The 20390-nt window shown below is 67.7% G+C and carries 20 protein-coding genes; 16 read left to right on the forward strand and 4 right to left on the reverse strand.

Features of this window, described 5'->3' with window-relative positions; genetic code table 11:
• Positions 1-114 precede the first annotated feature (114 nt).
• Genes ftsH through ACV7NN_RS14045 form a run of 9 tightly spaced genes read left to right on the forward strand, consistent with a single transcriptional unit; the run spans position 115 to position 7758 of the window.
• Complete coding sequence (gene ftsH, locus ACV7NN_RS14005; protein WP_463350180.1) at positions 115-2118, forward strand: ATP-dependent zinc metalloprotease FtsH; 2004 nt, start codon at positions 115-117, stop codon at positions 2116-2118.
• Between the two features lie 18 nt (positions 2119-2136).
• Entirely contained in the window at positions 2137-2712 is a 576-nt protein-coding gene (gene folE, locus ACV7NN_RS14010) for a GTP cyclohydrolase I FolE (RefSeq protein WP_463350181.1), read from the forward strand.
• Positions 2713-2723: 11 nt separating this feature from the next.
• A complete protein-coding gene (gene folP / locus ACV7NN_RS14015) occupies positions 2724-3515 on the forward strand; it encodes a dihydropteroate synthase (RefSeq protein WP_463351300.1) in 792 nt (263 codons plus the stop codon).
• Positions 3508-3900 carry a dihydroneopterin aldolase gene (gene folB / locus ACV7NN_RS14020; protein WP_463350182.1) on the forward strand — a complete coding sequence of 131 codons (393 nt, stop codon included), beginning with the start codon at positions 3508-3510 and terminating at the stop codon, positions 3898-3900. The genes folP and folB overlap by 8 nt, the downstream gene beginning before the upstream one ends.
• Positions 3897-4523: a 2-amino-4-hydroxy-6-hydroxymethyldihydropteridine diphosphokinase gene (gene folK, locus ACV7NN_RS14025; protein ID WP_463350183.1), complete on the forward strand. Its 627-nt coding sequence runs from the start codon at positions 3897-3899 to the stop codon at positions 4521-4523. The genes folB and folK overlap by 4 nt, the downstream gene beginning before the upstream one ends.
• Complete coding sequence (locus ACV7NN_RS14030; RefSeq protein ID WP_463350184.1) at positions 4520-4999, forward strand: DUF3180 domain-containing protein; 480 nt, start codon at positions 4520-4522, stop codon at positions 4997-4999. The genes folK and ACV7NN_RS14030 overlap by 4 nt, the downstream gene beginning before the upstream one ends.
• On the forward strand, positions 4983-5468 hold the full coding sequence (locus ACV7NN_RS14035) for a PH domain-containing protein (protein ID WP_463350185.1): 486 nt from the start codon (positions 4983-4985) through the stop codon (positions 5466-5468). The genes ACV7NN_RS14030 and ACV7NN_RS14035 overlap by 17 nt, the downstream gene beginning before the upstream one ends.
• Positions 5465-7012: a PH domain-containing protein gene (locus tag ACV7NN_RS14040; protein ID WP_463350186.1), complete on the forward strand. Its 1548-nt coding sequence runs from the start codon at positions 5465-5467 to the stop codon at positions 7010-7012. The genes ACV7NN_RS14035 and ACV7NN_RS14040 overlap by 4 nt, the downstream gene beginning before the upstream one ends.
• Complete coding sequence (locus ACV7NN_RS14045) at positions 7009-7758, forward strand: Rossmann-like and DUF2520 domain-containing protein (RefSeq protein WP_463350187.1); 750 nt, start codon at positions 7009-7011, stop codon at positions 7756-7758. The genes ACV7NN_RS14040 and ACV7NN_RS14045 overlap by 4 nt, the downstream gene beginning before the upstream one ends.
• A gap of 50 nt (positions 7759-7808) precedes the next feature.
• Here the strand turns inward: ACV7NN_RS14045 and ACV7NN_RS14050 are convergent, their stop codons facing one another.
• Both ACV7NN_RS14050 and ACV7NN_RS14055 read right to left on the reverse strand, forming a co-directional pair.
• The gene (locus ACV7NN_RS14050; protein ID WP_463350188.1) at positions 7809-8723 is read right to left on the reverse strand and encodes an alpha/beta fold hydrolase; all 915 of its coding nucleotides are present in this window, start codon (positions 8721-8723) and stop codon (positions 7809-7811) included.
• Positions 8720-9469 (reverse strand): 3-hydroxybutyrate dehydrogenase, encoded by a 750-nt coding sequence (locus ACV7NN_RS14055; RefSeq protein WP_463350189.1) that lies wholly within the window; start codon positions 9467-9469, stop codon positions 8720-8722. The genes ACV7NN_RS14050 and ACV7NN_RS14055 overlap by 4 nt, the downstream gene beginning before the upstream one ends.
• Positions 9470-9628: 159 nt before the next feature.
• On the opposite strand from ACV7NN_RS14055, the gene ACV7NN_RS14060 reads away from it, so the two are divergent.
• The 3 genes from ACV7NN_RS14060 to lysS all read left to right on the forward strand — a co-directional run bounded on the left by ACV7NN_RS14060 (position 9629) and on the right by lysS (position 13318).
• A complete protein-coding gene (locus ACV7NN_RS14060; protein ID WP_463350190.1) occupies positions 9629-10687 on the forward strand; it encodes an alpha/beta fold hydrolase in 1059 nt (352 codons plus the stop codon).
• Between the two features lie 63 nt (positions 10688-10750).
• Positions 10751-11626, forward strand: a complete 876-nt coding sequence (gene panC / locus ACV7NN_RS14065; protein WP_463350191.1) for a pantoate--beta-alanine ligase — start codon at positions 10751-10753, stop codon at positions 11624-11626.
• 171 nt (positions 11627-11797) lie between these two features.
• The gene (lysS, locus tag ACV7NN_RS14070) at positions 11798-13318 is read left to right on the forward strand and encodes a lysine--tRNA ligase (RefSeq protein WP_463350192.1); all 1521 of its coding nucleotides are present in this window, start codon (positions 11798-11800) and stop codon (positions 13316-13318) included.
• A 198-nt stretch (positions 13319-13516) separates the two neighbouring features.
• On the opposite strand, the gene ACV7NN_RS14075 is transcribed toward lysS, so the two are convergent.
• On the reverse strand, positions 13517-14392 hold the full coding sequence (locus ACV7NN_RS14075) for a cytochrome c oxidase assembly protein (protein ID WP_463351301.1): 876 nt from the start codon (positions 14390-14392) through the stop codon (positions 13517-13519).
• 52 nt (positions 14393-14444) lie between these two features.
• Between ACV7NN_RS14075 and ACV7NN_RS14080 the strand changes: the two genes are divergently transcribed.
• Together ACV7NN_RS14080 and cls are read left to right on the forward strand one after the other, a co-directional pair.
• Positions 14445-14618: a hypothetical protein gene (locus tag ACV7NN_RS14080; RefSeq protein WP_463350193.1), complete on the forward strand. Its 174-nt coding sequence runs from the start codon at positions 14445-14447 to the stop codon at positions 14616-14618.
• Between the two features lie 64 nt (positions 14619-14682).
• The gene (gene cls / locus ACV7NN_RS14085; protein WP_463350194.1) at positions 14683-16146 is read left to right on the forward strand and encodes a cardiolipin synthase; all 1464 of its coding nucleotides are present in this window, start codon (positions 14683-14685) and stop codon (positions 16144-16146) included.
• A gap of 67 nt (positions 16147-16213) precedes the next feature.
• Here the strand turns inward: cls and ACV7NN_RS14090 are convergent, their stop codons facing one another.
• Positions 16214-17197 carry a pirin family protein gene (locus ACV7NN_RS14090; protein ID WP_463350195.1) on the reverse strand — a complete coding sequence of 328 codons (984 nt, stop codon included), beginning with the start codon at positions 17195-17197 and terminating at the stop codon, positions 16214-16216.
• Positions 17198-17251: 54 nt separating this feature from the next.
• Between ACV7NN_RS14090 and ACV7NN_RS14095 the strand changes: the two genes are divergently transcribed.
• Both ACV7NN_RS14095 and ACV7NN_RS14100 read left to right on the forward strand, forming a co-directional pair.
• A complete protein-coding gene (locus ACV7NN_RS14095; protein WP_463350196.1) occupies positions 17252-17686 on the forward strand; it encodes a hypothetical protein in 435 nt (144 codons plus the stop codon).
• Positions 17687-17813: 127 nt separating this feature from the next.
• Positions 17814-20342: an ATP-dependent Clp protease ATP-binding subunit gene (locus ACV7NN_RS14100; RefSeq protein ID WP_463350197.1), complete on the forward strand. Its 2529-nt coding sequence runs from the start codon at positions 17814-17816 to the stop codon at positions 20340-20342.
• Positions 20343-20390 lie beyond the last annotated feature (48 nt).

Genomic DNA, 20390 nt, shown 5'->3' on the forward strand with positions numbered 1-20390 from the left:
CACAGCTGCCTCGGCGCTGGGACCGCGGGATCGCGATGCGATCCTCCGAGCGAAGTCCGCGCCAAGCGAACACGCAGCGGGCATTCAGCGCCGAAGCGATACTCTTGCACCACCATGAACGTCAAGAAGATCTTCCGGGGCCCGATCCTCTACATCGTGCTGGCCGTCATCATCGTATGGATCGGTTCGAGCTTCATCACCATGTCGGGCTTCAAGGAGGTCTCGACCCAGAAGGGTCTCGAGCTTCTTCAGGACGACAAGGTCGCAAGCGCCAAGATCGTCGACGGCGAGCAGCGCGTCGACCTGACGCTCACCAATCCTGACCCGACGCTGGGCAGCCAGGTGCAGTTCTACTACGTCGCACCGCGTGGCGCCGACGTCGTCCAGGCCGTCGACAACGCGAAGCTCTCGAAGGGCTTCAACGACGAGGTCCCGCAGCCGAACTGGCTGCTCTCGGCTCTCGGTTTCCTCCTGCCCGTGCTGCTGATCGGCGTGTTCTTCTGGATCATGCTCTCCGGTATGCAGGGCGGCGGAAACAAGGTCATGCAGTTCGGCAAGTCGAAGGCGAAGCTCGTCTCGAAGGAGAGCCCGAAGGTAACGTTCGACGATGTCGCCGGCAGCGACGAGGCGATCGAAGAACTGCAGGAGATCAAGGACTTCCTCAAGGAGCCGGCCAAGTTCCAGGCGGTCGGCGCCCGCATCCCGAAGGGCGTGCTGCTGTACGGCCCTCCCGGAACGGGCAAAACCCTGCTTGCGCGGGCCGTGGCCGGTGAGGCCGGCGTTCCGTTCTACTCGATCTCCGGATCGGACTTCGTCGAGATGTTCGTCGGCGTCGGTGCGAGCCGAGTTCGCGACCTGTTCCAGCAGGCCAAGGAGAACTCCCCCGCCATCATCTTCGTCGATGAGATCGACGCTGTCGGCCGTCACCGTGGCGCGGGCCTCGGCGGTGGGCACGACGAGCGCGAACAGACCCTGAACCAGCTGCTGGTCGAGATGGACGGCTTCGACGTCAAGACGAACGTCATCATGATCGCGGCGACCAACCGCCCGGACATCCTCGACCCCGCGCTGCTGCGTCCCGGCCGCTTCGACCGCCAGATCGGCGTCGACGCGCCCGACCTCAACGGCCGCAAGAAGATCCTCGAGGTGCACGGCCGCGGCAAGCCGCTCGCAGCAGGCGTCGACCTCGAAGTCCTCGCCCGCAAGACTCCGGGCTTCACCGGCGCCGACCTGGCGAACGTGCTCAACGAGGCCGCGCTGCTGACAGCGCGCTCCAACGCGCAGCTGATCGACAACCGGGCGCTCGATGAAGCCGTCGACCGCGTGATCGCCGGACCCCAGAAGCGCACCCGCGTGATGAAGGACCAGGAGAAGCTGATTACCGCATACCACGAGGGCGGCCACGCGCTCGCTGCTGCGGCGATGCGCTACACCGACCCGGTCACGAAGATCACGATCCTCCCGCGTGGACGCGCCCTCGGCTACACGATGGTTCTTCCGCTCGAAGACAAGTACTCGATCACCCGCAACGAGCTGCTCGACCAACTGGCCTACGCCATGGGCGGGCGCGTCGCGGAGGAGATCGTGTTCCACGACCCCACCACGGGCGCTTCCAACGACATCGAGAAGGCGACCTCGATCGCCCGCAAGATGGTCACCGAGTACGGCATGAGCGCGGAGGTCGGGTCGGTCAAGCTCGGCCAGTCCTCGGGCGAGATGTTCCTCGGTCGTGACATGGGTCACCAGCGCGACTATTCGGAGCGCATCGCCGAGCGCGTCGACGCCGAGGTTCGTGCACTCCTCGAGAAGGCGCACGACGAAGCGTGGGAGGTCCTGAACAACAACCGTCCCATCCTCGACCGGATCGCTGCTTCTCTCCTCGAGAAGGAGACGCTCGACCACAACCAGATCGCCGAGATCTTCGCCGACGTGGTGAAGCTGCCGGAGCGCCCCCAGTGGCTCTCCAGCGACAAGCGTCCGATCTCCGATCTTCCCCCGATCGCGATGCCGGCGAAGGCCCCGATCGACGCTGGTGCCGTCGACGGTGGCATCGACTCGGAGCCGCCGTCGAAGCCGAAGCGCTCACCTGTTCGCAAGCCGCGGCCGGCCACGGCCTAGGCCGGGGCTGGGGTGCGCATGACCGGAATCGATCGAACGCGCATCGAGGCCGCCGTCGCTGAGATCCTCGCCGCCATCGGCGAGGATCCTTCGCGTGCCGGGCTCGTCTCCACCCCGTCGCGCGTCGCCGACGCGTACGAGGAGTTCTTCGCCGGTCTCGGGCAGGACGCCGCGGAGCTTCTCGGCGAGGGAGTCCCCCTCGAAGGTCACGACGCCGAGACTGTGCTGCTGCGTGACATCGCCTTCCGCTCGATCTGCGAGCACCACCTTCTGCCGTTCCTCGGCGTCGCGCATGTCGCGTACCTGCCGAACGAGCGCGTGGTCGGACTGGGGCGCATCCCCCGCGTCGTCGAGGCTCTCGCCTCCCGCCCGCAGATGCAGGAGCGGCTCACCGAGGAGATCGCTGACACCCTGCACAAAGGGCTCGATGCCCGCGGAGTGCTCGTGGTGCTCGACGCGCAGCACAGTTGCGTGTCCACCCGCGGTGTGCGGCAGACCGACAGTACGACCGTCACGGTTGCCAGCCGTGGTGAACTCGCCGACCCGGCCGAACGGGCCGGTCTGCTGGCACTGATCGGTCGCGGGGTCGCGTGAGCACCCTCGTCATGGGCGTCCTCAACGTGACGCCGGATTCGTTCAGCGACGGCGGGCTCTACCTCGAGCCGGGTGCGGCCGTCGACCACGCGCTCCAGCTCGTCGAGGAGGGGGCTGACCTGATCGACGTGGGCGGGGAGTCGACGAGGCCCGGAGCGGTGCGCGTCGATCCCGCCGAGGAGCAGGCCCGCGTCATCCCGGTGATCCGCAAGCTCGCGGATCGTGGCGTCACGGTGAGCGTCGACACGATGAACGCATCCACTGCCCGCGCAGCGGCGGATGCCGGCGCCGCGATCATCAACGACGTCTCCGGCGGGCTCGCCGACCCTGGGATGCCCGCAGCGGTCCTCGACACCGGGCTCAGCTATGTGGTCATGCACTGGCGCGGCCAGAGCGATGCGATGGATGCGCTGGCCACCTATGACGACACGGTGGCAGAGGTCGCCGCCGAGCTCCGCGCACGCATCGACGACCTCACCGGGCGAGGCGTCGACCCGTCGAAGCTCATCATCGACCCCGGTCTCGGGTTCTCGAAGAAGGCGGTCCACAACTGGCAGGTGCTCGGCAATCTGGACGCGTTCGTCGCGCTCGGCTTTCCGGTACTGATCGGCGCATCCCGCAAGCGATTCCTCGGTGCCCTCCTCCCTGACGGCGCCCCGGCGCAGGATCGCGACCGACCGACCGCCGTGATCAGCGCGCTCGCCGCCCAGGCAGGCGTGTGGGGCGTGCGTGTTCACGATGTCGCAGGCACCCGCCTCGCGCTCGACGTGGTCGAGGCATGGCAAGCTGGACGAGATGACTAGCCACGATGCGGCGAACCGAGCGGACTCGATAACCCTCACCGGACTGCGGGTCCACGCGAACCACGGCGTGTACGACTTCGAGCGCGAGCAGGGCCAGGACTTCGTGATCGATGTGACCGCGTGGCTCGACTTCACTCGCGCCGCGACCTCCGACGACGTAGCGGCGACCGTCCACTACGGCGAGCTAGCCGTCGAGGTGGCCGAAGCCGTCCGCCGTGATCCGGTCGACCTTCTCGAGACCCTCGCCGAACGGATCGCGGGAGTCGTTCTCGCGCATCCGCCGGTCGATGCTGTGCGGGTGACCGTGCACAAGCCGAACGCGCCCATCGAGGTGCCGTTCACCGACGTGTCCGTGACCATCGAGCGGGAGCGGGACAGGGCATGACCGCACCGCAGCATCCGCGCCCCGAGCGACTCCGCCCCTCGGTGCCGGCCGTTCTGGCGCTCGGAAGCAACCTGGGGGATCGCGAAGCGACCATCCGCGAGGCCGTGGCCGACCTCGACGCCGAGGACGGCATCCGCGTCCAGCAGGTGTCGCCGCTGGTCGAGACGCCCGCCCTCCGGCCCAGCGGTGTCGACGCCACTGCCCCCGCCTACCTGAACGGCGTCGTCGTGATCGACACCGTACTCGGGCCCCACGACCTTCTCGACGTGGTGAACACAATCGAAGACCGCCACGGCCGCGTTCGGGAGGAACGCTGGGGCGACCGGACGCTCGACATCGACATCGTCGACTACGACGGTCGCGTGCTGGACGATGAGCGACTCACTCTTCCGCACCCGCGGGCGTGGGAGCGTGCCTTCGTGCTCGCTCCGTGGCACGCCATCCAGCCGGATGCCGAGCTCGTCGGACACGGGCGGATCGACCTGCTCCTCGGCGCAGCCGGCGACGAGATTCGGCCGTATCCTGTCAGCGACGCTGCAGAGGATGGGGTGCGCGACGAGACCGCGCGGATCGACGCTGCGCGCCAGGTCCGCGCCGAAACCGAGGATGGGGGTGCCCTGTGAGACGCACACGTGCGACGCCGCTCATCGGCCTCGGCGTCGCGGGTATCGTCGTCGGGTTCCTCGTGGAGCTGGGGGAGTCCGCGGCCGGGCTGGCCGTGTTCATCCCGCCGCTGTCGCTGCCCATCACCCTCGTGGCAATCGCGGCCATCGTCATCGGGTTCGCGATCCCGATCAGGAGGGCCACCCACGCCAAGGTGCGCACCAGGATCGACCCGTTCCGGGCCATGCGGATCGCCGTACTGGCCAAGGCCTGCAGCCTGAGCGGCGCGCTCCTGACCGGAGCGGGCATCGGTGTGCTCGCCTACCTGCTCAGCCGGTCGGTGCTGCCCGCATCCGACGCCATCCTGCAGGCGGTCGCCGCCACGGTCGGCGCCGCCATCCTGCTCGCCGCAGGCCTCGTCGCCGAATACCTCTGCACGCTCCCGCCGGAGGACGACGACAAGAAACCGGAAGGGAACCATGCCAGCGCGTCTTGACCTCGCGGTCGGTGAATGGCGGCGGGTCGCGCCGCGATACGTGGTGGTCGTCATCGTCGGTTCGCTCATGAGCGGACTGGTGCTGAGCGCCATTGCGACGTTCCTGTGGCTGGTCGCCGGCGTCTCGTGGGCATGGATCGCGCTCATCGCGATCGTCGCCATCACGGTCATCCAGCTGATCATCGCGCCGCGCCGGGCCCGAGCGATCGGCTACCAGCTGCGCGACGACGACCTCCTGTTCCGTCGCGGCATCATGTTCCAGCGCTTCGTCTCGGTGCCGTACGGGCGGATGCAGCTCATCGACATCAACCGCGGCCCGGTGGGGCGCATTCTCGGCCTCGCCGACCTGAAGTTCGTCACCGCCGCCGCGTCGACGAACGTCTCGATCCCCGGGCTTCCCGAGATGGATGCGGCCGACCTGCGCGACCGGCTGGTGGAGCTGGCGGAGAGCCGCCGGGCCGGGCTGTGAGCGGCGAGCGGCTGACCGCGGCGGAGCGCGCCGCCGAGCAGCTGACGGACGGCGAGTGGCACCGGCTGCACCCCGCGACTCCTCTGCTCAAGGGCGGCATCGTGTTCATCGCCGTGCTCGGCGTCGTGCTGTCGAACCTGCGCGAGCGCCTGGTGAGCTTCTTCATCGGCGCGCCCGACCTGGGCGGCGACCCCATCGATGAGATCTACAACCGCGGCCTAGAGGGCTGGGCGTTGTTGGGTGTTGCGGTCGTGCTCATCGTCTGCCTCGGGGGGTTCTACCTCTCGTGGCGCATGCACAGTTTCCGCATCAGCGAGGACGCGGTGGAGGTGCGCAGCGGCATCCTGTTCCGCACGCAGCGCAAGGCGAGACTCGACCGCATCCAGGGCATCAACGTCGTCAGGCCGGTGATCGCGCGCGTCTTCGGTGCAGCGAAACTCGAAGTCAGTGTGGCCGGACACGACGCGAACGTGCAGCTGTCGTACCTGTCGTCGCAGCTGGCGGATGCACTCCGCGGCGACATCCTGCGCCTCGCGTCGGGTGCGAAGTCGGCTGAGCGCGTGCAGCAGGGGGCCGCGCCGGCGGGAGTCGCGGACATCCTGAACCGCCGGGTCAACGAGTTCCTGGCCCCGGAGCTTCATCCCGACCTCGCGCCGCCCGAGTCCGTCGTCGCCATCCCGCCGCTCCGGCTGATCGGCTCGATCGTGCTCAGCGGCTTCACCGTTTTCCTGCTGCTCGTCGGGGCAGGCCTGATCACCGGAGCCGCGACCGGGCGGCTCTGGTTGCTCCTCGTCGTCCTTCCGGGTCTCATCGGCTCGATCAGCTTCTACATCAGGCGGTTCACGAAGTCGCTGCGGTACAGCATCGCCGGGACGCCCGACGGTGTGCGCGTGGGCTTCGGGCTGTTCAGCCTCAGCAACGAGACCCTGCCGCCGGGGCGCATCCACGCCGTCGACGTCTCGCAGCCGCTTCTCTGGCGTCCGTTCGGCTGGTGGCAGATCCGCATCGACACCGCGGGCCACTCGACAGAGAAGGGCGCGGCCGGGCAGCCGAACACGACCATGCTGCCGGTGGGCGACCTCGACGACGTCGCCCACGTGCTGTCGCTCGTCCTGCCGGAGTTCGCCACACCGGCGCACCGGGAACTCGTCATCGCGGGCATGACCTCGCGCGGACAGGACGGCTTCGTGGGAGCGCCACGACGCGCAGCCTGGCTCCGTCCGCTCTCGTGGCAGCGCACCGGGTACGCGCTGACGGACGGCGTGGTGCTCCTGCGTCGCGGGTTCCTCTGGCGGAGCCTGGCGATCGTGCCGCTTGCCCGGCTGCAGAGCCTCGAGCTGTACCAGGGACCGCTCGACCGGATGCTCGGCCTCGCGTCGACCAGGCTCCACACCGTATCCGGACCCGTGCGGCCCCGACTCGCTGTGATCGACCGCGACAGGAGTCTGGCACTGTTCGACGCCGTATCGGCCGGCGCGATCTCCTCGGCCAGAGCGGACCGCAGCCACCGCTGGAACGAATCTGCACCGGGGGAGCTGTCATGATCGAGCGGCGCGCAGGACGCCTCGGAATCGGCATCATCGGCGCCGGGCGGGTCGGTCCCGTGCTCGGTGCCGCGCTCGCGGGTGCGGGCCACGCCATCGTCGGGATCTCGGCGGTGTCGGAGCGAAGCCGGGAACGCGCGGATGCGATCCTTCCGGGTGCACCCGTGCTGGACATCCAGACCATCGTCGAGAGGAGCGAACTCGTCATCCTCGCGGTGCCGGACGCTGAGCTCCCGTCGCTCGTCGCGGGCCTAGCAGCAACGGGCAGCTGGCAGCCCGGTCAGATCGTGCTGCACACGGCGCCCGGGTTCGGAGTGGATGTGCTGGCGCCCGCGGCGGCGGCCGGCGCCATCCCGCTGGCCGTGCATCCGGCGCTCGCGTTCACCGGGACCAGCCTCGACATCGCGCGACTCCAGGAGACGTATTTCGCGGTCACCGCGCCCGCGCCGGTCCTTCCGATCGGTCAGGCACTCGTCGTCGAGATGGGCGGTGAGCCCGTCGTCGTGGCCGAAGGGGACAGAATCGCATACGCCGAGGCGATCGCGACGGCCAGCACGTTCTCGCGGGCGATCGTGGAGCAGGCGACCGGCATCCTCAGCGGCATCGGATTCGAGCATCCGGGTTCGTTCCTGAGCTCGCTGGTGCGTTCGACGGTCGACAACGCGCTGACCCGTGCATCCGCGCCGTCCATCGACCCCGCCGCGCTGCTTCACGGGGACGACGATCGGCCGGAACCGCTCGGCTAGGTTCGGCCGGATGCGCCCGGGCGGCCTCAGCAGGATGCGCCGGGCCGGGCTCAGTCGGCTGCGCCGGATGCGCCGGGATCGCCCAGCGCGGCCAGTTCGGATCGCACGGCGGTGACCACTGCCTCAGCGCCCTCGGGACTCAACACGATCGAGTAGTGGTTGACGTCGGGGACCTCGGTGATCCGCACGAAGGGATACTCGACACTCGCCTGGTCGCGCGCAGACTGGTCGTACAGTCCCGGCGGCTCGCCGAGCAGGCCGCGCGGCGCTGCCAGCAGGTGGACCGGATGCGTAAGGGTCGCGAGCGACTCGGCCACGACGCCGCCGCCGAACTGGTCGCCCGAATCGGCGGCGACCGCGTCATAGGAGGTCGACGGACGTAGGTTCGGTTCCGTGCCTTCGAGGTCGTAGTTGGCGTAGTCGACTACATCCTGCGTCCAGTTCGCAGCGAACGCTGGATGCCGGCCCCAGAACTCGAGGTAACTGGCGCGGTCGGGAAACGTCATCGACAGCCGCGCCAGGGCGGGGCCGAGTGTCGACGCCATCAGTTCGTCGACCGTGACGCCGTCGGGGATGCGCAGCGGGAGACCGCCGTCGATCAGCAGCGGACCGCTGAAGAGTTCCGGGTACAGGTGCGACGCCGCGAGCGCGACGAAGCCACCCATCGAGTGGCCGACGACCAGGGCGCGATCGAGTCCGAGGTGACGGCTGACGGCGGCCAGGTCCTCGGCGTGCTGCACCATCCCGAACGGGCCGGGGAGACCGTTGCTGCGGCCGCGGCCGCGCAGGTCGGGGGCGACGAGGCGCACGTCGGGGAGCGCATCCGCGACCGTCGCCCACGCGAGGTGCGAGGCGGTGATGCCGTGGGCTGCGACGACGACGGGTGCGTCCTTGTCCGCGGGGGCCCACTCGCCGACCCGCAGCATCCCGCCCCTGACCGGGACATCCAACGTTCTGTACCTCATCGCGCGCTCCATCCGCCGTCCATCGTGTATGAGGCTCCGGTCACGAGGGACGCATCCTCTCCTGCCAGCCAGCACACCAGGGATGCGACTTCCGACGGCTCGGCGAGTCGCTTGATGGCGCTGTTGACCAGCATCACGTCGCTCACCACCTGGGACTCGGGGATGCCGTGCAGGCGGGCCTGGTCGGCGATCTGCTTCTCGACGAGCGGGGTGCGCACGTAGCCGGGGCTCACGCAGTTGCTGGTGACCCCATGGGGTGCCCCCTCGAGTGCCGCCACCTTGGAAAGGCCTTCGAGTCCGTGCTTCGCGGCGACGTAGGCCGACTTGAACTCCGAGGCGCGCAGCCCGTGCACCGACGAAATGTTGACGATGCGGCCGAAGCCCTCGTCGTACATGTGCGGCAGTGCTGCGCGGATCAGGAGGAACGGGGCCTCCAGCATGAGGGTGAGGATGCGGTGGAACGCGGCCGGATCGAACTGCTCGATCGGGCTCACAGTCTGTATCCCCGCGTTGTTCACGAGGATGTCCACATCCAGCGCGAGGGTGGCGAGCGAGGCCGTGTCGGTGAGGTCGACCTGCCACGGTTCGCCGCCGATGTCACGGGCCACCCGTTCGGCGCCTGCGCCATCGAGGTCGGCGACCACCACTGTCGCACCGCGCTCGGCGAGCGCCCGGGCGCACGCCTCTCCGATGCCGCTGGCCGCCCCTGTGACCAGGGCCCGGCGGCCGCTGAAACCAGCACTCACGACTACTCCGTCCGATGTGCGCGCACCCCTCGCCCACGGCTCGGGTAACAGGTACGCTAACCACCAGCACCGGTGCCGTCAAGGAGGGCCCCGGTCGTCGCCCAGGGCCCGCGTCCTGGGCGCTCTGCGCCACCGGACACCCTGCGTTGGGAGAGCACGATGACACTGATCGACGGCATCACCTCCGGGAGCGTCCAGACTCCGCGACTGCGAGCGAACGTGCTCGAACGGGCGGGCGACCGGGACTCCGGGGGTCCGGTCGTCGTGTTCCTCCACGGCAATGTGTCGTCGTCGCTGTTCTGGCAGGATGCGATGCTCGCCACTCCCGAGCACTGGCGGGTGTTCGCGATCGACCTCCGCGGCTTCGGCGACTCGGAGATCCTGCCCGTCGACGCGACCCGCGGCCTGCGCGATTTCAGCGACGATGTCGCGAGTGTCGTCGCGGAGCTCGGCCTCGGGTCTGTACACGTGGTCGCCTGGAGCATGGGCGCCGGCGTCGCGCTCCAGTATGCGATCGACCATCCGGTGCGCAGCCTCACCCTGCAGTCGCCGGTCTCCCCATACGGATTCGGCGGGACGAGGCTCGACGGTTCGCGGCTCACGGACGACGACGCCGGGTGCGGCGGCGGCGGAGCGAACCCGGACTTCGTGGCGCACCTCGAGAGCGGCGACCGGAGCTCCGATTCGGAGATGTCGGCGCGGTCGGTCTATGCGAGCTCGTATGTGGTTCCAGGGTTCGTCTCGGAGCACGAGGACATCTGGGTCGAGTCGATGCTGACCACGGCGACGGGTGTGGACAACTACCCGGGCGACGGGGTGCCATCGGAGAACTGGCCGGGTTTCGCGGCCGGGACCCGCGGCGTTCTGAACACGATGGCGCCGCGTTACCTGAACCTGAGCGGCATCGTCGAGCTCGAGCCCAAGCCTCCCCTCACGTGGATCCACGGCGCGAACGACCTCATCGTCTCCGACACGTCGTTCTTCGACCTCAACTACCTCGGGCAGCTCGGGGTGATCCCCGGGTGGCCCGGTGAGGACGTCGCTCCAGCGCAGCCGATGATCGCGCAGACCCGGGCGGTCTTCGAGGCCTATGCAGCTGCGGGCGGGGCGTTCCAGGAGCTGGTGCTCGAGAACTGCGGTCACTCGCCTCACCTGGAGCACCCGGAGGCGTTCCGGGATGCGCTGGTGGCGACGGTCGAGGCTGCCGGCGGCGAGTAGCATCGGAAGCCCGGTCGTCTTCGTGGCGCACCCGCCGGGTGCGCGATGGCCGGAAGGAACCTGATGCCAGAAGTCGTCACCACCATCGCCCGGCTGCGCCGGCGGATCGCTGCCGCCCGAGAGCTCGCCCACCGTGAGGGGAGCTCCGACGCCCCGGTCTCGCGCGTCGTGCTCGTCCCGACCATGGGCGCGCTGCACGACGGGCATCTTCAGCTTGTGCGGCAGGCACGGGACCTCGGCGGGATCGTCGTCGTCTCGATCTTCGTGAACCCGCTCCAGTTCGGGCCGGGGGAGGACCTCGACCGGTACCCGCGGAGCCTCGATGCGGACGTCGAGCGCCTCGAAGGGCTCGCCGACCTGGTGTTCGCCCCAACGGTCGATGAGATGTACCCGTACGGCTCCGTCGAGACCCGTGTCACGGCGGGTTCCGTAACAGCTCTCTACGAGGGTGCGTCGCGGCCGGGTCATTTCGACGGGATGCTCACCGTGGTGGCGAAACTGTTCCATATCGTCTCTCCCGATGTCGCTGTCTTCGGACAGAAGGATGGGCAACAGGTGCATCTCGTCGGGCGGATGGTCCGCGACCTCGACCTCCCGATCACGATCGCGGTCGTCGACACGGTGCGCGAGTCGGATGGCCTTGCGCTCTCCAGCCGCAACCGCTTCCTCGACCCTGCCGCGCGCACAGCCGCTGTCGCACTGTCCCGCGCGCTCGCGGCCGGTTCGGCTGCGGCCGTCGACGGCCCGGATGCGGTGCTCGCCGCCGCTGGTGCCGTCATCGCCGCCGAGCCAGCGGTTAAGCTGGACTATCTCGTCGTCGTCGACCCGGAGTCGTTCCTCCCCGTCGGGCAGGAGCACCACGGGCCGGCAATGGCGTTGATCGCGGCGCGTGTCGGTTCGACCCGGTTGATCGACAACGAGCGAATCAGCTTCGCCTGAGGGGGTCGCCACTTCTCGCCTCCGCACCGCTCCTGCACCGCCACCCGTTCGACTTCAGTACAGCCTCCGCATCACTCCGCAACCGCACTGCACCGCACTGCACCACACTGCACCACACTGCACCACACTGCACCACACTCCTATCCGACCCCAGCCGACCGAAAGACAGCCATGACGGACACCCAGCAGAACGAACCCGAACTCTCTGACGACGAGGTCAGCGAGCAGAAGGCGGTCCGTCTGGGCAAGCGCGCTCGTCTGATCGAGGAGGCCGCATCTCCCGCGGGAGGCGCCTATCCTGTCTCCGTTCCCGTGTCGCACACCATTCCGGCCGTGCGCGCCGAGTTCGGCCACCTGCAGGCGGACGAAACGTCAGGGGTCGTCGTCGGCATCGCGGGCCGGGTCGTGCACCTCAGGAACACCGGCAAGCTGTGCTTCGCAGTCCTGCAGGCGGGTGACGGGACGCGTATCCAGGTGATGGTCTCCCTCGCCGAGGTGGGCGAGGACTCTCTCGCCCGCTGGAAGGAGCTCGTCGACCTCGGAGACCACCTCTTCGTCTCGGGCGAGGTCCTCTCCAGCCGTCGCGGTGAGCTGTCCGTCATGGTCCGCGAGTGGACGATCGCCTCGAAAGCGATCCTGCCGCTCCCGAACCTCCACAACGAGCTGAGCGAGGAGAGCCGCGTCCGCAGCCGCTACCTCGACCTGATCGCTCGCGACCAGGCACGCCTCAACGTCGTCAACCGGTCGAAGGTCGTCGCGAGCCTGCGCAGCACCTTCGCCGACCGCGGCTATATCGAAGTCGAGACTCCGATGCTGCAGGTCATGCACGGCGGCGCATCCGCACGCCCGTTCGTCACGCACTCGAACGCCTTCGACACGGAACTCTTCCTGCGGATCGCTCCCGAGCTGTACCTGAAGCGCGCGGTGGTCGGCGGCATCGACCGGGTTTTCGAGATCAACCGCAACTTCAGGAACGAAGGTGCGGACTCGACGCACTCGCCTGAGTTCGCGATGCTCGAGTCGTACGAGGCATACGGCGACTACAACGTCATCGCCGAGCTCACGCAGACGCTCGTGCAGAACGCGGCCTTCGACATCGCGGGGTCGCATACGGTGACCTGGGCCGACGGCACGGAGTACGACCTGGGTGGTGAGTGGGATCGGATTCGCATGTATGACAGCCTTTCAGAGGCCGTCGGCGAAGAGATCACGCCCGCGACACCTGTGGAAGACCTGCGCGCCATCGCCGCCCGTGAAGGGATCGAGATAGAGCATCCTCTGCACGGCAAGTACGTCGAGGAGCTGTGGGAGCACTTCGTGAAAGGCAGCCTCGTGCGCCCGACATTCGTGATGGACTTCCCCGTCGACACCAGCCCGCTGGTCCGCGCTCACCGCTCGCGCGAGGGCGTGGTCGAGAAGTGGGACCTGTACGTGCGCGGGTTCGAGCTCGCGACCGGCTACTCCGAGCTCATCGATCCCGTCGTGCAGCGGGAGCGTTTCATCGAGCAGGCGAAACTCGCTGCTGCCGGCGACGTGGAGGCGATGCGCCTCGACGAGGAGTTCCTGAGGGCGCTCGAGTTCGGTATGCCTCCGACCGGTGGCCTCGGCATGGGCATCGACCGCCTGCTCATGGCGCTCACCGGCCTCGGCATCCGCGAGACGATCCTCTTCCCTCTCGTCAAGCAGGGCTGACCGCCCGACGTTCGGCCCTTTTTCCCTTCTATTCCGCCTTCACAATTCAGGAACTTCTGTGACGAGAGTGCAACGCAGGCGTCGTTGAATCGATTCACGCGGACTATTCGGCCACTCCAGTAACAGAGGTTCCTGAATTAGCGAACGGAGGCGGGCCGGAGGCCCGCTAGCCGACGGGCCGGCGGGCGCGGTGGCGCCTCAGACGCGGGGGCCGCGCAGGTGCTCGCGCGTGAGCTCTTCCATCTGCTCGTCGGTGAGGTCGTCGAGACTCTTCGCCTCGCGCCGGTCGCTCTGCGACCAGCGGATGAACAGGATGATCAGCACGGGCACGTCAGCGATCTCGGCGATGAACCAGAGGAAGTCGCCCGAGAGGTGCTGGTCGTGCAGGGCGTTGGGGAACCACAACGGCAGCCGGCCGACGATTGTGGGCGCGTGGTCGAGCACCGTGTCGTTGAGGCGGAGCAGGATGCCGGGTACCGCGTCGAGGAGCAGCTCCACGAACGCGAAGAGGAATTCGGCCGTGATGAACAGGCTCGTCCGAATGATGTTGTGCGTGGCCATCGGCAGCACCATCAGCATTCCGGCGAGCGGGACGAGTACCGTGATCGTCCACTCCGACCAGGTGCTGTCCCTCAGTACCGCCGCGATCGGCGTGAGGAAGATCAGGAAGACCGCGCACGCGAACAACGGGGCGAAGATCGCGTTGCCGAACAACCGGATCGGCCAGGACCGGAGCATGCGGTCGACGACCCTGCTCGGCAGTCCGCTCAATACGACGCGTGTCAGCGCGATGGGCTTGCCGAGGCTGATCAGCCCGGGCACAGCGAAGAGCAGCAGCGCTATCCGGGTCGTGAACGCCCACCGCAACTCGGAGCTGTACGCACCGAGGAAGCCGAAGCAGACCCAGGCATACGAGCCGAGTCCCAGCAGGAAGAATCCGAGGCTGGGGCGCAGCGGCCAGCGATGTCCGCGGAGGCGGAGCGACACGACCGCTGCGAGGTAGAGGCTTCCGGCGACGACGATCGCAGCGAAGGCGACCGGGTCGAACTTCCAGGTCGTCAGGAAGGTGGAGATGGGAGGCGTCGGGGGCTCCGTTCACAGGTGTGCGCGATACCATTATCGGGTTATGGACGAACTCTGGACCGGCATCGTGTGGTCGCTTGCCCCGACCATTCTCGTGGGGCTGCTCTTCTGGCTCGTGATGCGGTCGATCGTTCGTGCTGACCGCACCGAACGTAAAGCCTACGCTCGCATGGAGGCCGAGGAGCGCGCTCGCCGCGGGCTCCCCCAGAAGCCTTAGCGTTCGATACGGTTGCGTTAGCGCCGGTCCGGGCGTCACTGTGCGAGCGAGGGGATGAGCGCCAATGGACGCCGGCACCCTCACCGCGATCGTCGTCGGACTTGCTCTCTTCGTCGACTTCGTCATCCGCGTCATCGCAGTCATCATCGTTCCGCGCAACCGCAAGCCCACGTCGGCGACCGCGTGGCTGCTCGCCATCTTCTTTATTCCGTACCTGGGCGTGCTGTTCTTCCTGCTCATCGGCAGTTACAAGCTCCCGAAGAAGCGCCGTGAGAGGCAGGCGGAGATCAACAACTTCATCATCGAGTCCACTGAGGGAATGGAGCGGGTCAGCCGCGACCATCCGTGGCCGCCGTGGCTGGAGTCCGTCGTCCAACTCAACCGCAACCTCGGTGCCATGCCTCTGGTCGGGGGCAACACCGCGACGCTGAACGGCGACTACCAGGCATCGCTCGACCTGATGACCGAGCAGATCAACAAGGCGAAGCGGTTCGTGCACTGCGAGTTCTACATTCTGTCGTGCGACCACACGACCGCACCGTTCTTCGATGCGCTCGAAGCCGCGGTCAAGCGGGGCGTGACGGTCCGCGTGATGCTCGACCACATCGCGTCGCTGCGCACCAGGGACTACAAGCACACGATCAAACGGCTCACCGCCATGGGTGCCAAATGGCAGTTGATGCTCCCGATTCAGCCTCTCAAGGGCAAATACCAGCGACCGGACCTGCGCAATCACCGCAAGCTCCTGATCGTCGACGGCGCCGTCGGATTCATGGGGTCGCAGAACGTGATCGATCGCAGCTACAACAAGCGGTCGAACATCCGTCGTGGTCTCAAGTGGCAGGAACTGGTCGTGCGCCTCGAGGGGCCGATCGTCGCGGGCCTGAATGCGATCTTCATCACCGATTGGTACAGCGAGACAGGTGAGCTGCTCCAACGCGAGACCGAACCGGTCACCCTCGAGCCGTCGCCGGACAACCTGGATTGCCAGGTCGTGCCGAGCGGGCCCGGGTTCGAGGGCGCCAACAATCTGCAACTGTTCCTCGCGCTCCTGTACTACGCGCAGGAGCGCATCGTCATCACGAGTCCTTATTTCGTTCCCGACGAGGCGATGCTCACTGCGGTCACCACGGCCACCCAGCGGGGACTCAAGGTCGACCTCTTCGTGTCGGAGATCGGCGACCAGGCTCTCGTCTACCATGCGCAGCGCTCGTACTACGAGGCCCTGCTCAAAGCGGGTGTTCGCATCTGGATGTACAAGAAGCCCTACATCCTGCACGCAAAGCACTTCTCGATCGATGACGATGTAGCGGTCATCGGCTCCAGCAACATGGACATGCGGTCGTTCCTGCTGAACATGGAGGTCTCGCTGATGGTGCGCGGCCGCGCCTTCGTCGAGTCGATGCGCAGGGTCGAGGACGGGTACCGCGCGAACAGCCGGGAGCTCACCCTCGAGGAATGGAAGCGGCAACCCCTTCGCTCGACCGTGCTCGACAACCTCGCCCGGCTGACCTCAGCCCTGCAGTAGCCCAGCGCCTCGCTGTCGACGCACATCGCGTGAGTGGGGGCGCGCGACCGGACTGGTGGGGCGGCGCTCAGCTGCGCGGCTTGAGCCGCACGGTCGGCAGCTCGGGTGCAGGCAGTGAAGTGCCCGGATAGCCGGGAATCGCGCCGAACCGCCCCGCCGGATCCTCGCCGTCGATCACGTCGCGCTGCCATTCGGCGCGGAACTGCACGACCTCGTCGTGCGACCGCCCTATGAAGTTCCACCACATCACGATCTGCTCTCCGAGCGGTTCGCCGCCGAGCAGCAGGACCCGCGCATCCGCCCCTCCGGCTCGCAGTTCGACCGTCGAGAGGCCAGGGCCGAGGTACGCGAGTTCGGACGGCGCGATCGTCTCGCCCGCCACATCCACCGGCCCAGCATCCACCAGAACACCATGCTCGAACGCCGGACCCAGCGGCACGCTCACCGACGCGCCGGCCGGCAGGTCGAGCTGGGCCCCGAGAAGCGGGCTGAACATCGTCGCCTCGGTGCTGCTTCCGGCGAGCGACCCGACGAAGGTGCGCACGACCGCCTCTCCGAGCGGCTTCGGCTCGGGAACGTGGTGCTCGAAGAACGGCGCGACATCGCGCGACCCCGACGGCAGAGCGACCCACAGCTGCACCCCGTGCAGCGTCGTCGTCGCGGAGGTCGAGACCTCCGAGTGGCTGATGCCCCGCCCGGCCGTCATGAGGTTCAGCTCGCCGGGGCGCACCATCGCGTGGCTCCCCACGCTGTCGCGGTGCTCGATCTCGCCGGCGAACAGCCAGCTCACCGTCTGCAGGCCGGTGTGCGGATGCGGTGGAACGCGCATCCCGCCCGTCACCGAGACGTCCTCGGGGCCGTAGTGGTCGATGAAGCACCAGCCGCCGATGAAGGAGCGCCGACGCTGGGGAAGCGTGCGCCGCACATTCATCGCGCGCGGGCCGCCCAACGGCACCTCGCGCGGCAGAAGCACTTCGATCGAACGGGCGTCGTCGAGGGTGACTGTTCCGCTCGCGACGACTTCGGCCGGATCCCGCTCCAGGTTGCTCACGCAAGCATCATACGTTCGGCGCCGGATCATGGCACGGCTTCCTAGAATGTCATCATGCCAACCTCGCTGCGCACCGGCCGTCGCCCGCTCCTCGGCATCGCGTGCGCAGTGATCGTGCTGGCCGCGCTCGCAGGATGCTCGACCAGCGTCTCGCATCCGGTCGACGACTACAAAGGCGAACCGAAGGGCGTGGTCCCGCCGGCGAGCAGCGCGGGAGGCGCGGCCTACGCGGTCTGGCTGAAGAGCGGAGCCCAGTTCGCGATCGTGCTCTACGGCAGTTCGACCTGCCCGCCGAAAGTGGCGACGGTCGAGACCATCGCGAGCAACCAGCTGAAGGCGACCCCGGCCCCGATCGGCGACGGGGTCTGCGCCCGCGACTACGTGCCGCACACGACGGTCTTCGCGACGCCGAGCTCCGTCACCACGACGTCGGATGTCACCATCAAACTGCCCGACTCCACGCTGACGCTTCCGGGCATCCGCGGCTGACGTCCCCCGCCTGAGAGCATCCCGACTCCCTTAACGCCCACGGCGAACAGGGGCAGTATTGCGCTCCTCCGCTGGTTACTCTCTTTGTAACGGCGCCGACCCTGCCGAGGCGCTTGAGGAGTAGAACATGTTCGAGAGATTCACCGACAGAGCACGTCGCGTCGTCGTCCTGGCCCAGGAAGAGGCCAAGATGCTCAACCACAACTACATCGGCACCGAGCACATCCTGCTGGGGCTGATCCATGAGGGTGAGGGTGTCGCCGCGAAAGCGCTCGAGTCGCTCGGTATCTCGCTCGATGCCGTGCGCGAGCAGGTCCAGGACATCATCGGCCAGGGCCAGCAGCAGCCCACCGGACACATCCCGTTCACCCCGCGCGCCAAGAAGGTCCTCGAGCTCTCGCTGCGCGAAGCCCTGCAGCTCGGCCACAACTACATCGGCACCGAGCACATCCTCCTCGGCCTCATCCGCGAGGGCGAAGGTGTCGCAGCGCAGGTGCTCGTCAAGCTCGGCGCAGACCTCAACCGCGTGCGCCAGCAGGTCATCCAGCTGCTCAGCGGCTACCAGGGCAAGGAGCAGGTGCAGGTCGGCGGCAACGACCAGGCCGCAGCCCAGGCCGGCAGCCAGATCCTGGACCAGTTCGGCCGCAACCTGACACAGGCAGCGCGCGACAACAAGCTCGACCCCGTGATCGGCCGTGAGAAGGAGATCGAGCGGGTCATGCAGATCCTCTCGCGCCGCTCCAAGAACAACCCTGTACTGATCGGTGAGCCGGGCGTCGGCAAGACGGCCGTCGTCGAGGGTCTCGCCCAGGCGATCGTGCGCGGCGACGTGCCGGAGACGCTGAAGGACAAGCAGCTCTATACGCTCGACCTCGGTTCCCTCATCGCGGGCTCGCGCTACCGCGGCGACTTCGAAGAGCGCCTGAAGAAGGTCACCAAGGAGATCCGCACCCGCGGCGACATCATCACGTTCATCGACGAGATCCACACCCTGGTGGGCGCGGGTGCCGCAGAGGGCGCGATCGACGCGGCGAGCATCCTGAAGCCGCTCCTGGCCCGCGGTGAACTGCAGACCATCGGAGCGACCACGCTCGACGAGTACCGCAAGCACTTCGAGAAGGATGCGGCCCTCGAGCGCCGGTTCCAGCCGATCCAGGTCGCCGAGCCTTCGCTGCCCCATACCATCAACATCCTCAAGGGATTGCGCGACCGCTACGAGGCGCACCACAAGGTGTCCATCACCGACGGCGCCATCGTGGCCGCGGCGAATCTCGCAGACCGCTACATCAGCGACCGGTTCCTCCCCGACAAGGCGATCGACCTGATCGACGAGGCGGGCGCCCGGCTGCGCCTGTCGATCCTCTCCGCGCCGCCCGAGCTGCGTGAGTTCGACGACAAGATCTCGGCGGTGCGCTCGCAGAAGGAAGCGGCCATCGAGGACCAGGACTTCGAGAAGGCTGCGAGCCTCCGCGACGAGGAGAAGAACCTCCTCGGCGAGCGGCTCCGTCTCGAGAAACAGTGGCGCAGCGGCGACGTCAAGACGACGGCCGAGGTCGATGAGGGTCTCATCGCCGAGGTGCTCGCGCAGGCCACCGGCATCCCCGTCTTCAAGCTCACCGAGGAGGAGTCCGCCCGCCTGGTGTTCATGGAGAAGGCGCTCCACGAGCGCGTGATCGGTCAGGAGGAGGCCATCGCGGCCCTCTCGAAGACCATCCGCCGCACGCGCGCCGGCCTGAAGGACCCGAAGCGCCCGTCCGGTTCGTTCATCTTCGCCGGTCCGACCGGTGTCGGTAAGACCGAGCTCGCCAAGGCGCTCGCCGAGTTCCTCTTCGATGACGAGTCGGCCATGATCTCCCTCGACATGAGCGAGTACGGCGAGAAGCACACGGTCTCCCGGCTGTTCGGCGCCCCTCCCGGGTTCGTCGGCTTCGAAGAGGGTGGCCAGCTCACCGAGAAGGTGCGCCGCAAGCCGTTCAGCGTCGTGCTGTTCGACGAGATCGAGAAGGCGCACCCCGACATCTTCAACTCGCTGCTCCAGATCCTGGAGGAGGGACGACTGACGGATGGACAGGGTCGCGTCGTCGACTTCAAGAACACGGTGATCATCATGACCACCAACCTCGGCACCAAGGACATCACCGGCGGCCCCGTCGGGTTCCAGGTCGAGGGCGACCCGCAGACCGGCTACGACCGGATGGCGGGCAAGGTCAAGGACGAGCTGAAGAAGAACTTCAAGCCCGAGTTCCTCAACCGTGTCGACGAGATCATCGTGTTCCCGCAGCTCAACAAGGCGGAGCTGCTGCAGATCGTGGATCTCTTCATCAAGAGGCTGTCGGTCCGCCTGCTCGACCGCGACATGACCATCGAGCTCGCTCTGGCCGCCAAGGAGCGCCTGATCGAGGTCGGATTCGATCCGTCGCTGGGCGCGCGGCCGCTGCGTCGCGCGGTGCAGCACGAGATCGAGGACCGTCTCAGCGAGCGCATCCTGCACGGCGACCTGAACGCGGGCGACCACGTGCACGTCGACTTCAAGGACGGCGAGTTCGTGTTCACGACGACCCAGCACAAGGAGCCGATCGGCGCGGGGATCAACGCGACCGCTGCCATCGGTGCCGGAGCGATCACGCCCGACCACCTCGCTGTGAGCGGCGAGTAGTCGAAGGTCAGAGAACGGGCCGTCCCCTCGGGGCGGCCCGTTCTCCAT

This window comes from Leifsonia sp. Ger2509 (genome assembly GCF_055231915.1).

Bases quoted from the DNA above. Each gene is read 5' to 3' on its own strand.
- ftsH (WP_463350180.1), top strand. From the start codon at position 115: ATGAACGTCAAGAAGATCTTCCGGGGCCCGATCCTCTACATCGTGCTG.
- folE (WP_463350181.1), top strand. From the start codon at position 2,137: ATGACCGGAATCGATCGAACGCGCATCGAGGCCGCCGTCGCTGAGATC.
- folP (WP_463351300.1), top strand. From the start codon at position 2,724: ATGGGCGTCCTCAACGTGACGCCGGATTCGTTCAGCGACGGCGGGCTC.
- folB (WP_463350182.1), top strand. From the start codon at position 3,508: ATGACTAGCCACGATGCGGCGAACCGAGCGGACTCGATAACCCTCACC.
- folK (WP_463350183.1), top strand. From the start codon at position 3,897: ATGACCGCACCGCAGCATCCGCGCCCCGAGCGACTCCGCCCCTCGGTG.
- ACV7NN_RS14035 (WP_463350185.1), top strand. From the start codon at position 4,983: ATGCCAGCGCGTCTTGACCTCGCGGTCGGTGAATGGCGGCGGGTCGCG.
- ACV7NN_RS14045 (WP_463350187.1), top strand. From the start codon at position 7,009: ATGATCGAGCGGCGCGCAGGACGCCTCGGAATCGGCATCATCGGCGCC.
- ACV7NN_RS14050 (WP_463350188.1), bottom strand. From the start codon at position 8,723: ATGAGGTACAGAACGTTGGATGTCCCGGTCAGGGGCGGGATGCTGCGG.
- ACV7NN_RS14060 (WP_463350190.1), top strand. From the start codon at position 9,629: ATGACACTGATCGACGGCATCACCTCCGGGAGCGTCCAGACTCCGCGA.
- panC (WP_463350191.1), top strand. From the start codon at position 10,751: ATGCCAGAAGTCGTCACCACCATCGCCCGGCTGCGCCGGCGGATCGCT.
- lysS (WP_463350192.1), top strand. From the start codon at position 11,798: ATGACGGACACCCAGCAGAACGAACCCGAACTCTCTGACGACGAGGTC.
- ACV7NN_RS14080 (WP_463350193.1), top strand. From the start codon at position 14,445: ATGGACGAACTCTGGACCGGCATCGTGTGGTCGCTTGCCCCGACCATT.
- cls (WP_463350194.1), top strand. From the start codon at position 14,683: ATGGACGCCGGCACCCTCACCGCGATCGTCGTCGGACTTGCTCTCTTC.
- ACV7NN_RS14095 (WP_463350196.1), top strand. From the start codon at position 17,252: ATGCCAACCTCGCTGCGCACCGGCCGTCGCCCGCTCCTCGGCATCGCG.
- ACV7NN_RS14100 (WP_463350197.1), top strand. From the start codon at position 17,814: ATGTTCGAGAGATTCACCGACAGAGCACGTCGCGTCGTCGTCCTGGCC.